The 12,703-nt window shown below is 37.7% G+C and carries 13 protein-coding genes; 2 read left to right on the top strand and 11 right to left on the bottom strand.

Going from position 1 to position 12,703, the window contains the following annotated elements:
• Nucleotides 1-10: 10 nt before the first annotated feature.
• The 4 genes from MKX82_RS11830 to ku form a co-directional block, all read right to left on the bottom strand.
• Entirely contained in the window at nt 11-829 is an 819-nt protein-coding gene (locus MKX82_RS11830; RefSeq protein ID WP_341077367.1) for an MIP/aquaporin family protein, read from the bottom strand.
• A 211-nt stretch (nt 830-1,040) separates the two neighbouring features.
• Nucleotides 1,041-1,580 carry a glycerol-3-phosphate responsive antiterminator gene (locus MKX82_RS11835; RefSeq protein ID WP_233313518.1) on the bottom strand — a complete coding sequence of 180 codons (540 nt, stop codon included), beginning with the start codon at nt 1,578-1,580 and terminating at the stop codon, nt 1,041-1,043.
• A 14-nt stretch (nt 1,581-1,594) separates the two neighbouring features.
• Entirely contained in the window at nt 1,595-2,248 is a 654-nt protein-coding gene (locus MKX82_RS11840; protein ID WP_237941601.1) for a phosphatase PAP2 family protein, read from the bottom strand.
• Between the two features lie 114 nt (nt 2,249-2,362).
• Nucleotides 2,363-3,211, bottom strand: coding sequence for a non-homologous end joining protein Ku (gene ku / locus MKX82_RS11845; protein ID WP_237941602.1), 849 nt, complete (start codon nt 3,209-3,211; stop codon nt 2,363-2,365).
• Between the two features lie 163 nt (nt 3,212-3,374).
• Between ku and ligD the strand changes: the two genes are divergently transcribed.
• A complete protein-coding gene (gene ligD / locus MKX82_RS11850; protein WP_233313515.1) occupies nt 3,375-4,583 on the top strand; it encodes a DNA ligase D in 1,209 nt (402 codons plus the stop codon).
• A 64-nt stretch (nt 4,584-4,647) separates the two neighbouring features.
• On the opposite strand, the gene MKX82_RS11855 is transcribed toward ligD, so the two are convergent.
• Together MKX82_RS11855 and MKX82_RS11860 are read right to left on the bottom strand one after the other, a co-directional pair.
• Complete coding sequence (locus MKX82_RS11855) at nt 4,648-6,150, bottom strand: helix-turn-helix domain-containing protein (RefSeq protein ID WP_237941603.1); 1,503 nt, start codon at nt 6,148-6,150, stop codon at nt 4,648-4,650.
• A gap of 112 nt (nt 6,151-6,262) precedes the next feature.
• On the bottom strand, nt 6,263-6,913 hold the full coding sequence (locus MKX82_RS11860; RefSeq protein WP_341077370.1) for a response regulator transcription factor: 651 nt from the start codon (nt 6,911-6,913) through the stop codon (nt 6,263-6,265).
• 466 nt (nt 6,914-7,379) lie between these two features.
• Here MKX82_RS11860 and MKX82_RS11865 point away from each other — a divergent pair, with 466 nt between their 5' ends.
• The gene (locus MKX82_RS11865) at nt 7,380-7,961 is read left to right on the top strand and encodes an HD-GYP domain-containing protein (RefSeq protein WP_233313512.1); all 582 of its coding nucleotides are present in this window, start codon (nt 7,380-7,382) and stop codon (nt 7,959-7,961) included.
• 37 nt (nt 7,962-7,998) lie between these two features.
• On the opposite strand, the gene MKX82_RS11870 is transcribed toward MKX82_RS11865, so the two are convergent.
• The 5 genes from MKX82_RS11870 to MKX82_RS11890 all read right to left on the bottom strand — a co-directional run bounded on the left by MKX82_RS11870 (nt 7,999) and on the right by MKX82_RS11890 (nt 12,504).
• Nucleotides 7,999-8,931 (bottom strand): ATP-dependent DNA ligase, encoded by a 933-nt coding sequence (locus MKX82_RS11870; protein ID WP_341077373.1) that lies wholly within the window; start codon nt 8,929-8,931, stop codon nt 7,999-8,001.
• A 137-nt stretch (nt 8,932-9,068) separates the two neighbouring features.
• Nucleotides 9,069-9,257 carry a hypothetical protein gene (locus MKX82_RS11875; RefSeq protein ID WP_233313510.1) on the bottom strand — a complete coding sequence of 63 codons (189 nt, stop codon included), beginning with the start codon at nt 9,255-9,257 and terminating at the stop codon, nt 9,069-9,071.
• Between the two features lie 87 nt (nt 9,258-9,344).
• Nucleotides 9,345-9,983 (bottom strand): FMN-dependent NADH-azoreductase, encoded by a 639-nt coding sequence (locus tag MKX82_RS11880; RefSeq protein WP_233313509.1) that lies wholly within the window; start codon nt 9,981-9,983, stop codon nt 9,345-9,347.
• Nucleotides 9,984-10,132: 149 nt separating this feature from the next.
• On the bottom strand, nt 10,133-11,122 hold the full coding sequence (dapF, locus tag MKX82_RS11885; protein ID WP_341077377.1) for a diaminopimelate epimerase: 990 nt from the start codon (nt 11,120-11,122) through the stop codon (nt 10,133-10,135).
• A 146-nt stretch (nt 11,123-11,268) separates the two neighbouring features.
• Nucleotides 11,269-12,504 (bottom strand): EAL and HDOD domain-containing protein, encoded by a 1,236-nt coding sequence (locus MKX82_RS11890; protein WP_233313507.1) that lies wholly within the window; start codon nt 12,502-12,504, stop codon nt 11,269-11,271.
• Between the last annotated feature and the right edge of the window lie 199 nt (nt 12,505-12,703).

Here is a 12,703-nt window from a genome sequence, read left to right on the forward strand (position 1 = left end):
AAAACTAGTATTATGCTGCTTTTTTCATTTTAATAGAATTGTTGCTTTTTGTGCCAAAAAATGCAAGCACTAACACCACTATACTTACGATGATAACTAGCCAAAAATAAGTAGATATTGTTCCTTTATAGAAATATTGATAAAATACAGAAGCTAATCCGCCTCCAAGAATTGGACCTACTACAGGAATCCATGCGTACTTCCAGTTTGAATCTCCCTTGCCTGCTATCGGAAGCAATGCATGAGCGATACGGGGCCCTAGATCTCTTGCCGGGTTAATGGCATAACCAGTTGTTCCGCCAAGAGACATACCGATTACAACAATTAATAGTCCAACTGCGATTGGGTTTAAACCTTCTGCAAACGAATTAGCTCCAATGTAAAGCAAGCCTAAAACTAACATGAATGTCCCAATTAATTCTCCAAGCAAGTTAGAAAATGTGTGCGGGATTGCCGGGCCTGTAGAAAATACAGCTAATTTCGCGCCTGGATCGTCTGTTGCCTTCCAGTGCGGTAAATAATGTAAGTATACGATGACTGCTCCGATAAATGCTCCAAGCATTTGAGCTATGATATATTCAGGCACTAGGCTCCATGCAAAATCACCATTAAGAGCAAGTGCTATTGTTACGGCAGGATTTAAATGGGCACCGCTGATACTGCCGACAGCAAAAGCACCCATCGCAACAGCTAATCCCCAGGCAACCGTTATCACAATCCACCCGCTATTATTAGAAAACGTTTTCTTTAAGTTGCTGCCCGCAACTACTCCTCCCCCAAAAACGATTAAGATCATTGTACCAATAATTTCACCTAAAAATGCAGACATTCAAAATCTCCCCCTTTACACCGAATGAAAAACAAAGTTAAAAAACAGCAAAAAAGGAGAGCACAACAGAAAAATATCACATCAAAATGTGAAAATCTGTGTGCATCTCCTTATCTCCGACACGTTTTATTAACTTGTAGGTTCATCATAACCCACTATGAAAACGCTGTCAACACATTTACAATATTTTCTCTAGAAAAATAGTAAGAACCTATTTATCCCATAATGTCCGTCTGGAAGTAGTTATGCCAGCTGCTCCAGCTTTAATTGCATTATTGACATCCGCTTCCGACCGTATTAGTCCGCCTGCTAATATCGGAACATCCAGCCGTTGTTTAATTTCTTCAATCATCCATGGCATCGTCCCTGGGAGAAGTTCAATATAATCAGGTCTTGTCCTTTGAACCAGTTTAATGCTTTTTTCAATGGCGTGGCTATCAAGAAGGAAGACTCGCTGTATGGCAATTACATTCTTTTGCTTAGCTTTTAGAATGACAGATGATTTTGTCGAAATCAGTCCATACGGCTTAAATTCCTGGCAAATAAATTCTGTAGCAAAGTCATCGCTCTTTAACCCTTGGATTAAATCCACATGATAAATCATTTTTTTGCCTGCACTTCTTGCCAGCTTGCTGATATTTTTCAATTGAGAAATATGTATTTCCAAGAAGACTCCTACTTCATAATCGCTTTCCAAAAAGGCTTCGAATTCCTTTAAATTTGATGATGCAGGTATTATTTTTTGGTCCATCTTTTACCCTCTAGTCATTTATTTTTTCTCTCTTCATAATAGCGGAAAACAAGGATGCATACTAGCAAAAATGCAAACCCAACTGCAAAGCCGCCAACAACATCTGTCGGGTAATGAACACCTAAATAAATCCTGCTTATGCCAATCATCAGAATGACCAAGCATGCAATAATAATCGTTGCTGCTTTTTTTCCTGCTGTCTTCCATATATGCAAGAATACATATGCGGCACTTCCATAAAAAATTAAGGAACCCATGCTATGTCCACTCGGAAAACTGTAACCATGCTCTGTAATCAGCGGCAAAATATCCGGCCGCTCCCGTTTGAATATCCATTTCAAAAACTTATTAAGCAAGCCTCCAAGAGCCGGTGCACAAATCAGAAAAGCGGCAAGAGAAAATTTCCTGTAAAGGCATAAAAGCACTGCGCCAACCACGACTGCCACCGCGATAAACTTAATTGAGCCTAAATCGGTCAATATCACTGTCCATTCGGTTGTAGCATCACTTTCAAAAGACTGAATGTAATCAATAATAACTTGATCAAATGCGATTATTTCCGCTCCCTGTATTCTCGAGGCAACAAAAATAAACATGACGATAAACAATACGACTATGGTTAATATGGTAGTTACATATTTTAATGTCATTTGCTCTGTTTTATTCAATAATTCTCACCTTTCTTATAATGGATTGCCCATTTACATAGAACTGTAGACATAATTACCTAAAAAGGAAAATTTGTCAAACAAAAGCATGCAAAGGGGCAATCCCCCCTTGCATTATGCTTCTTTCGCGACTTTTTTTCTTGTTTTTGTTTTTGTCTTTACCTTTTTTTCTTCTGCTGCTGGCTGTTCCGGTTTAGTGTTGTCTATTGATGCTTGCAATGCTGCCATTAGGTCCATGACATTGGAAGTCTGCACCTTTTCTTTACTTGTAACAATTTCTTGGCCAGTTTTCTTGGCTTCAATCAATTCAAGGAGGGCTGTACGGTACTCATCCGTATACTTTGTCGGATCAAAAGCTGTCGTAAGCTGATCAATTAGCAGGATCGCTGTTTCCAGCTCTTTTTTGGCGATAGTTGCTTCTGCAGGGACATTAGGGACATCTTCAGCTTTCCTGACTTCATCAGGAAAATGAATAGTTTCCATTACTAGTGTATTTTCATACACCCTAATGACTGCAAGCTGCTCCTTCGAGCGAATGATTATTTTGGCGATACCGACCTTGCCTGATTCTATTAATGCCTCACGGAGTAGTCCGTAAGCTTTGTTACCTCCATCACCAGAAGACATATAATAACATTTATCATAATAAATAGGATCTATCTCTTCCATCTTAACAAAGTCGATAATTTCTACTGCCTTATCTTCATTTTCTTTTTGGAGCTTTTCCAAATCCTCTTTATCAAGAACAACATATTTACCTTTTGCATATTCATATGCTTTTACAATATCCTCAGGTGCCACTTCTTGTTCACATGCAGAGCATTTTTTTTCATATTTAATCGGCGCATGACATGTTTTATGCAATGTCCGCAGCTTTATATCTTTATCCTCTGTTGCTGTGTGCAGTTTTATCGGGATGTTAACTAATCCGAAGCTGATGCTTCCTTTCCACATTGTGTGCATACCATCTATTCTCCAATCCTAAATATTTCTTAGTTAATGTGTTTCTTATTAATAAGTTGGCTATTCCGCATGTCTTTCATGCAATGAAATCTTGGAAATGAATGAATTAGTCTCACTAGCGTACACTATTTCGTAAATAAACATTGTTAGGAGTACTGGTTTTATGAAATATACTGCTTCCTTTACAATAACAGAGTACCGCAAAGCTGATATGCTCTTTTCAGTAGGTGTTTCTGACAATGGAAACATCAAAAATGTCGGACAATTCAGCGAAGGATTAACAGCAAAAGAGTTAACCGCCTTATCAGGCATCTTAGAAAAGAATAAACAGTCTGAAGAAAAAGGCGTAATGACAGTCACACCTGGAATTTGTGTAGATTTAGAATTTACTTCCTTTGCCAATGGGCAAATTGAAAATCCAGTATTTCTCCAATTTGTTTTTGAAAAGTCTTGGCAGGAATGCACCTATGAAAAATTACTACAACAAATTGGCATAGAGCAACAAATTACCCACCCAGATAAGCCATTATTTCCGGGTAATGAGTTGCGCAAAATCGACTTTATTGAATATTTAACAGAAGTGAAAGATGTGATGCTTCCATTTTTACATAACCGCTTGCTAACTGTTATTCGTTTCCCACATGGATTGTTTGGCGATTCCTTTTACCAGAAGCAATGTCCAGAGTATGCGCCTCCCTTTGTCCAGACAAGCTGGAAGGAGGATATTAATTACATTGTTTGCAATAATGAGCAGACACTTATGTGGCTTGGCAACCAGCTTGCATTTGAGTTCCATATTCCATTTGAAACGATTCTGTCAGATAGCATGCCGTCTGAAATTGTATTTGATCTCGACCCGCCATCAAGAGATCATTTTTCACTTGCCATTAAAGCGGCCCAAATATTAAAGACCATTCTGGACGGCCTAAAATTAATCGCCTTTATAAAGATATCTGGCAATAAAGGTATCCAAGTTTATATCCCGCTTCCAGAAAAAACGTACACATATGAAGAGGCGAGAGTCTTTACTGAATTTATCGCTAATTATATGGTAACTATGGAACCAAAGTTATTTACGATTGAGCGCTTGAAAAAAAATCGCCATAACCGCCTGTATATTGATTATATCCAGCATAGTGAAGGAAAAACGATTGTTGCTCCGTATTCTATAAGAGGAAATGAAGGCGGATATGTTGCCTGCCCAATTCATTGGGAAGAGCTGACAGACAGCTTGACACCGCAGTCATACTCAATGAAATCCGTACAAAAGCGGATAAAAAACAACATAAACCCGTTTGCAGATTATTTTGAGGCGAAAAAAAAGCAGTCCTTAAAAGCTGTACTGCAGTTCATTCAGTCAAATAACTCATGAAATGAAACGGCATACAAAGAAAAGAGAACCAGCGAGTTCTCCTTTTTTTGTTTATATAAAGATTTTACATAAGCGTTTCATTAAATGGATAAATCATTTCCTTTGTAATTCCTAAATTCTCAAAAAAATGCTGCTCAATAAAGTAACTTATTTCTCTCAATTCAGAAGAAGTCGGAAAAGATGAAATATTGATTTTGGGTATATGCTCAATACATGTATTTACAGGATTTAATTCACCGGCCGATATAAGTAAATCAAACTCCTCATACATATACAGCAGATTTAAACTGGAAGGGTCCAAGCTGGATATTTTTAGCTTACTGTCAAAATGATAGGCTAATATTTCACGAATATAATCTTTTTCACTGTATGTTCTACACACAACAGCTACTTGGATTTTGTGATGGTTCCATCTCCTTATTACAGCTGCTTGTACTAAGGAGAAAATCTCAAGTGTATCAAGCTTTTTAAATAGGAGTGAGTATGGAGTCAGGCATTCCTCAGCAAGCTTTTCTATTGCTTGAAAAAGCTCGTTCTCTTCAAAAAAATCTAAGTATTGCAGAGCAGAATTTTTCACTGTTTCTGTCTCAAATTCCGTTTCAACAGATATTCGCTTTAGTGACTGATACAAGTGGAACAAGAAAATATCATCCTGTGAAATCGGAAAACCAATAAACCGATCAAGCTTTGCCAAATATTGAGCCATTGGATAGCCTCTTTCCGTTTTCATCGAGCTATGAATATATTTTAGATGCTTTGTTCGGTTAAGTGGCCTTTCCTCGCTCATTATAAATATGGAAAAATAAAGGATTTCCTGGAGCTGAACCTCTCTGCGCGGACATTTGACCATATATGGCGACAGCAGTTTAGTTAATTCGAAGTATTTGCTTCCAGCATGTGTATTCAACACTTTATCAGGATAAGAAATATAATGACCCATTGAAGCCCGATGATTGGCTATAAACAGAATAATAGTCAGTCTGTGCAGCGCCCCGGTTCTGTATGACATGGAAAAGTTGGAAAACAGCCTGACTAAATGCTCTTGGAACTTAACGGCATCAAGCCCTTCCTTCACAATATTTGTTTCAAAGGACATGAAGTCCAAATATTGCATAATGAAACGACGAATCTTCTTCTCGTCCCCGACCAAACGGAAGGGACTCGCAGTCAGCATTACTTCTGCCTGTTCGACAACTTCCTGCAGCTTTTCAAGATGCCTATAAGCGGTTGATCTGCTGATATGGACTTCCTGACATATTTGCGAAACATCAACTCCATCATTTAATAAAATGATCTTCAATGTGTGCAAATACGTGTTTTTTTCTCTGATTTGTCCCAATAGATTTTCCAGCGTTCCATTCTCCGGCTTGATAAGCCTTACTCCAAATGTTTCATTCTTTTCAAAAACCCAATCCTCCGGCAGGATACTTTCCAAAAACTCTAAATCACGCCAAATGGTCGTTTTTGAAAAACCTGTTTTATCCGAAAGAACCGCGAGGCTGTTCCACTTATCTTCACTAAGCAGCTGAAAAATTAAGTCAGAATAACGTTTATAAAATCGATTCATCCACATCACCTTTATGCAAAAGATATATTCTATTTTGTTTAATTTAATGAAATTAATGCAGAATAGACCAGTTTTTGAATGTAGTTACTAAGATTTTTTATTAAACGCCTTATCAAAGATTGACCCATCTGTACTTAATTGCTTTGACAACAGCCCTAGTCCGGCTTTTTGTCCTAGACTTTTTTAATATACTGCTAATATGGTTTTTAACCGTCTTATCACTGATTTGAAGATCGTCCGCTATATCAAAATTGCTTTTTCCCTTTGCGAGAAGCTGAAGAACAGTAAGCTCTCGTTTTGAAAAGATATGAAGACCAGCCGAATTATCATCATTCCGCTGTGTTATATGACGGTATTGCTGCAGCACCTTGCTTGTAATAAACGGGTCCATATAGTTTTTCTCAGCTAGCAGACTTCTAACTGCCTCCTTCAGCCAAATCTCTATTTTCTCCATTTTGACAAACCCCATTACACCAATTCTTAATGAGGCATTAAAGTCTTTTTCCTCATCTTCCTGAAACAGCATAATAATCTTCGCTGCTGGATCTTCATCCAATAGCTCTTTCGCTGCTTCTATGCCATCAACATTAGGCATTAAGCTTGAAATAATAAAGACATCCGGGTTATGAGCCTTCTTAATTGGCAGAGCAAATCTGCCATCTTGTCCTTCTGCAATAATTTGAAAGGACTGGTCTTCTCTCAGCATTTGTCGCATTTTCTCTCTGGCACGCGGATTATTGTCTAAAAGTGCTATTGTAGCCATCAATTATTGACTCCCCTTTGAAATACTTGTTGCTTATTTCCAAACACAGCCAAAAATTCGTAACCAAATCCCAACTTTTTGAACAATAAGCAAATGTTGAAAAAGCTAGAAATTTTGATGAAAGAGGGTGCTTATTGATTAAAAAATAAGGAATTGAATGTGAATGAAATTAATAACAATCTACATTTTACAATGAGGATTAAGTTAGCTTCATCCCAATAATGAAATGCAGCTTTTCATTATCTATCATTAATTCTTTAATACTTGTTTTTATCTTATAAAAATTGAAAAATTTCTGTTAAAGCAATACATTCTTAGATTTTTATATATTAAAAATAAATCCCGGCAAAGAATTATCTCAAATGTAAAACGATTCGTTCCGTTTGAGAGCATCAACTTATGCCATTTACATGCTATTCTTGCATAGAAGACTTGTTAACCTTTCTTATGAAGGAGGAATCATGCTTTGAATAACCATATTCAGGATTTAACATGCAAATTATTGAAACATTGCCGCAGGACATTAGGACACTCCATGCGCGTTGCTGACGAACTGCATCAGTTTAGTGCTTTTATTGGTATGGGTTCATCTGCGAAGATTTTTTATATGGGGGCTTTACATGACATAGGGAAGCTGAAAATCGACCCTTCCTTGCTTAACAAGAAGGAAAAGCTGACTGAAATGGAAATGCGTGAGCTTAAGCGTCACACTCTGTATGGTAGACAGCTGTTGGAGGACAGACAAATCTTTTCCGATGAATTTTTAAATACTATTTTATATCATCATGAGAATATAGATGGGAGCGGTTATTACGGATTAAAAGGCAAAGAAATACCTCTTTTTGCGAGGATGATTCGCATCATTGACACATATGATGCTATGGCTTACGGACGAGTCTATCAAGATCCGTTATGTGAAGACCAGGTAAAACTAAAAATGGAAAAGCTTATAAGAACTGTATTTGATGATATGCTTCTTTACTCTTATTTTAGTTATCTGGAAACAAAAAAGCTTCGCTTGCTCAAGGGCGCATTGCAACACTCCTAATAAAGCGTTGCATGAGACTCGCAACGCTTTAAAAAAACTAATTTTCCATTCTGCACTCCAGGGGATCTGCTGTTACGAATGCTTCAATTATAGGATGTCTTAATGTATGATTCTCAATCCATTCTAGAAAACTGACCTTCACTGTAAGCAGCGGCTTTAACCAAACCATATTGCCTTTGTTTGTCATACTCGCAAAAGGGCAGTTGCCAGTTTCAATGGTTTTAAGAATTTTTGTGAGTTCTGCCCAATCCTTATTTGTTAATTTGCCATTGCCGACACTGCCGATATAAACCAAATGATCTGTTTGATCATATAGACCAAGATGCAGGGAATTGGCTACACCATTTTTATATGTTACTCCGCCTATAACAGCAATCAAGTCATGTTGTTTTTTTCTTTTCAGCCAGCGCTTATCCTTGCCTCCAATGGAGTAGCTGCTTGTCAAATCCTTAAAAACTACCCCTTCTAAATCATTGCTAAGGCAGGCTTGCAGCAGCCCCTCCTTGTCGTGAAAGCTTTCGACAAGCTGCACATGCTCATTCGGTATAAAGTACTTCTTTAAAAGCTCCTGCCTTTCTGCAAGACTATGACCTGTCAGCAACTCGCCATCTAGCTGTATTATGTCAAATACCATATAGGTTATTGGCACTTGTTCTAGCATTCCTCCATTAACGCCGACACTTTTTAGCCGATCCCGTCTCATTACTTCGTAAAAAGATGGCTTCCCTTCCTTTAAAGCAATCAATTCTCCGTCCAAAATAAAAGAATCTGCTGAAAAGTAAGCAGTTGTATCGATCAGTTCTGGATACTGTTTAGTCCGCTCATTTAATTTACGATTAAAGAGCTTTGTTTCACCAAATTCATGGTATGTTAGTATTCTTGTGCCATCCCATTTCACTTGGGCGATCCAGTTATCACCTGTAGGTATAGTTTCCGTTACGATTGGTTCGAAAGGGACAATTGGTTTCATTGTTTCAGTCCTTTTTTTCTTTAAGATTCTTCAAATCGCCTGTTTTTATGCTTTGGCGAACCAAGAAATCACCAGGACTAATTAAAGTATGAATATGTAAGTAAATGAACTAGGAAGCCCTTTCAAATCTAAACAACTTATATATACTTTACACTTAACCCAAAATACACGACAACAGAGGATAGTAAAATAACAGCAAAAAACAAAATTTTTCCTTTGCTAGACCATTTATCCATCCAGCCCCATCTTTTACGATTTCTATCCAATAAGAAGAAATCCCCTGCAACTGCTAATATGATAATAAGGTACACAAAAAAAGAATTCAAAGCTGTTTACCTCCTTCATTTTCCTAGCTGTTTATTACAAATTATACCATAAAAAAAAGAGCTGCATTAAAATGCAGCTCCATTAAATTAAAAAGTTTTTGCCAGATCCTTTGCTCGTGCTATGCCGTTTTCCTTGATTTCCTGCGCCTTATCCGGCATTGCTGCATGGCCTTCAATAAACAGACCTTCAAATGTCGGCACCCCAAAGAAGTGCTTAATAATAGCGTTTAAATAGCGGTGACCCATTTCTAAATCGGCTGTTGGACCTTCTGAATAGATGCCTCCGCGAGCTTGAATATGAAGGGCCTTTTTGTCTGTCAGCAATCCGACAGAACCTTGATCTGTATACTTAAAGGTCTTCCCTGCAACAGCAACAGAATCAATATATGCTTTCATAACAGGTGGGAAAGAAAAGTTCCACATCGGTGTGACGAAAACATATTTATCGCCGCCCACAAATTGATCACTTAATTCAGCCAGTCTGCTTACTTTAGACTTTTCTTCATTAGAAAGCTCATCAAACCCTTTTCCTGATTGAAGCTTGCCCCATCCACTGAACACATCACTGTCGATTTCAGGAATGTTTTCCTTATACAAATCGATATGAACAATTTCATCATTTGGATTCTGCTCTTTGTATGATTCAATAAATGCCTGTCCTGCAGCCATGCTGAAGGATTGGGAATGGTCGTGCGGATGTGCTGTAATATATAGTAATTTTGCCATTGTTTATTGCCTTCTTTCCATTAGTTTAGGCACTTATTTTTTGATGAAAGGAAGAAAAAAATACTGCTGTTGCTGTTTTAGATTCTTCCAATCGATAAACATTATTACCAATTAAAAAACCCGGAAGGCAAGTCCTTCCAGGCAAAATTTTATACAAGCTTTTCTTTTAAGTATGTTTGTGCTGCTTCCTGCAGTTTACTGTACTGAGACTCTTCCTGTTCATTGACAACTTTATCATGAAGAATAAAATCACTTAGATTGTTAAGATCTGCTTCCACACCTGCTTCATAAACATATGTTGCATTGCCGATAAGATCAATACGATACTTGCCATCATTTTCATGAACGTAACAGCGGACTTTTCCGCCATTATTGTAGACCTCGATAAATTCACCTGTGTTATTGAAGCCGTTTAAGATGGACACAAGTGATGATGCTGACATAGCTGTTCCGCATGCATTTGTAAATCCAACGCCACGCTCATATGTGCGAACATAAATATTGCCTTTGTCTAATATAGAAACGAAGCTGACATTCACTCCATCAGGGAAAAGTTCATTAGGTCCATTTACATAGCTGCTTATCTCTTCTTGCACCGAAGATTCGATTGTCTCTTTGTCGACAATTGCAATCAGATGAGGATTTGGCACAGCTAAGGCAGTAAATGTAAGCTCCGGATGAAGGCTTTCAATCTTTTCATTTAAAAGCGTCTTCTGCTCGATACGTAATGGCAAATCTGTTGTTTGGAAGGAAACGGGGGAAATCTCCACCAAATATGTTGGAATCTCTGGGAAAATGTCTGCTTCGTTGTTCACTTCAAGATTCGCTTTCATTGTTTCTATAACCGCTTCTTTCACATCAAGAAGTTCACAAACATAGCGGGCAACACAGCGTATCCCATTGCCGCACATAGATGCTTCTGACCCATCTGCATTAAAAACTCTCATGCGGGCATCTGCTTTACCACTCGGCATCACATACAATATTCCGTCTGCTCCTAATTGGGAGCTGCGGTCGCAAAAGGCAATGGCCAAATTTGCGCGGTCTTCTTCTGAGAAGGAATAGCTAGGATTGGAAATCTCGTCGATTATCAAGAAATCATTCCCGCTTCCGTGGCATTTAGTAAGTTTAATATTCATCTGTAATTTCCTCCAACGTTAACTTATATGTTACATTGTACTTCTGCAGTTGCCATTATTGCAATCATAAAACCATTGTTTTACGGACATTCGCTAAATAAATAAGCCTATGTCCTTTTGTTTAGCTTTAGGACACAGGCTCTTCATTACATTTTTTTGTCTTCCATTAATTCTTTTGCCCAATTAAGGGATTCTGCATATACTTTAAACAAGTCTTTTTCCTCAATCCCAAGCTTTCTGCAGCCTTTGCTAATTTGAACCCAGTCTGCTTTTTCGACTGCAAGCACTAGATCAAGCACATCCCTTTGTGTATTGCTTTTTCCAGAGAGCGCATCCATGATTGCTTCATCAAGGGGAACTTGAACTAATATCTCTTCCATATCAAGATTCAAGATTGAATCCATTAATGAAAACATTCCTGTCAAGAAATGTCCGGAGGTATTGATTTTCCCTGGAATGAGTTTTGCAACAGACTCACACATTCTCGCCCTAATAAGACAGTTAGACATAATCTCATACGAAATTCCATTATTCCAGTCTTTTTCTCTTACAGCCAGAACGTACAGCCACTTTTGCAGTTCCATCAGCCCGATAAGAACAATCGCTTGCCTGATGCTTGTAACCTTATGCTTAAGGCCAAAACCTAGTGTATTAATTAATTTAAGGAGCTTGTACGATAAAGAAATATCCTGTTCAATCAAATTAGAAATCATATCAATGTCTGGGTCAATGGAACGAATATGTTTGGAGATACCATAATATGTATGAATATAAGCAGGTACATCATGTGTAGACATGATAGAAGGCTTTGAGAAATAATAACCTTGAAAATAATGATAGCCGGCAGTCCTTGCTGTCTCATAATCTTCCCTAGTCTCAAGCTTTTCAGCAACCATCTCTTTGCCAAGCTGTTTGGCGAGGGTCTCAATTTCAATCCTTGCAGCTTCATCCGTATTCATGAAATCAACTTTAATGATATCTGCCGTGATAAGCAATTCATAGGCATATGGATTTGTATTGTCAAAAATATAATCATCCAGCGCAATTTTATATCCTAACGCCTTTAACTCTTTGCATATATTGATTATTTTTCTGCTTGGCTCGACAGTTTCTAATATCTCTATCACGATTTCTCTCGGTTGAAAATATGTAGGCAGCCCTAGATCCAAAAGATTTTCTGTAAAGTTAATAAAACAAGGTTTTCCATCCGATAACTTTTCTATGCCTATATTTAAAAAACTATTTATGATAACATCTGCTGTCGCATGGTCTCCGTCAATATTTGGAAACATATTAACTTCGTTATTTCGATATAACAATTCATAACCGTACACTTCTTCCATTCTGTTGAACAGCGGCTGCCTAGCCACAAAAACTTCCATTGAAATACCTCCGAACTTCTTTTCTACTCATTTCAAAATATTTAGTATTATTCTAATAAACAAGGCCTTCAAAGGCTGTCGAACTCTGTAGCATTTCTAAAAAGTGACTATATGCTCTATTATAATGGGTAATTTAGCTCAGCCCAAATTTATGTGGCAGATTTTCCCCAATATCTTCAATAAAAACTGGCCGCCATAG

The sequence above is a fragment of the Niallia sp. FSL R7-0271 genome (assembly GCF_038005785.1).
Classification (GTDB): domain Bacteria; phylum Bacillota; class Bacilli; order Bacillales; family Cytobacillaceae; genus Niallia.

Coding starts and splice junctions, on each gene's coding strand:
- MKX82_RS11830 (WP_341077367.1), bottom strand. CDS start 829: ATGTCTGCATTTTTAGGTGAAATTATTGGTACAATGATCTTAATCGTT.
- MKX82_RS11835 (WP_233313518.1), bottom strand. CDS start 1,580: ATGGACCAAAAAATAATACCTGCATCATCAAATTTAAAGGAATTCGAA.
- ku (WP_237941602.1), bottom strand. CDS start 3,211: ATGCACACAATGTGGAAAGGAAGCATCAGCTTCGGATTAGTTAACATC.
- ligD (WP_233313515.1), top strand. CDS start 3,375: ATGAAATATACTGCTTCCTTTACAATAACAGAGTACCGCAAAGCTGAT.
- MKX82_RS11855 (WP_237941603.1), bottom strand. CDS start 6,150: ATGAATCGATTTTATAAACGTTATTCTGACTTAATTTTTCAGCTGCTT.
- MKX82_RS11860 (WP_341077370.1), bottom strand. CDS start 6,913: ATGGCTACAATAGCACTTTTAGACAATAATCCGCGTGCCAGAGAGAAA.
- MKX82_RS11870 (WP_341077373.1), bottom strand. CDS start 8,931: ATGAAACCAATTGTCCCTTTCGAACCAATCGTAACGGAAACTATACCT.
- MKX82_RS11880 (WP_233313509.1), bottom strand. CDS start 9,983: ATGGCAAAATTACTATATATTACAGCACATCCGCACGACCATTCCCAA.
- dapF (WP_341077377.1), bottom strand. CDS start 11,122: ATGAATATTAAACTTACTAAATGCCACGGAAGCGGGAATGATTTCTTG.
- MKX82_RS11890 (WP_233313507.1), bottom strand. CDS start 12,504: ATGGAAGTTTTTGTGGCTAGGCAGCCGCTGTTCAACAGAATGGAAGAA.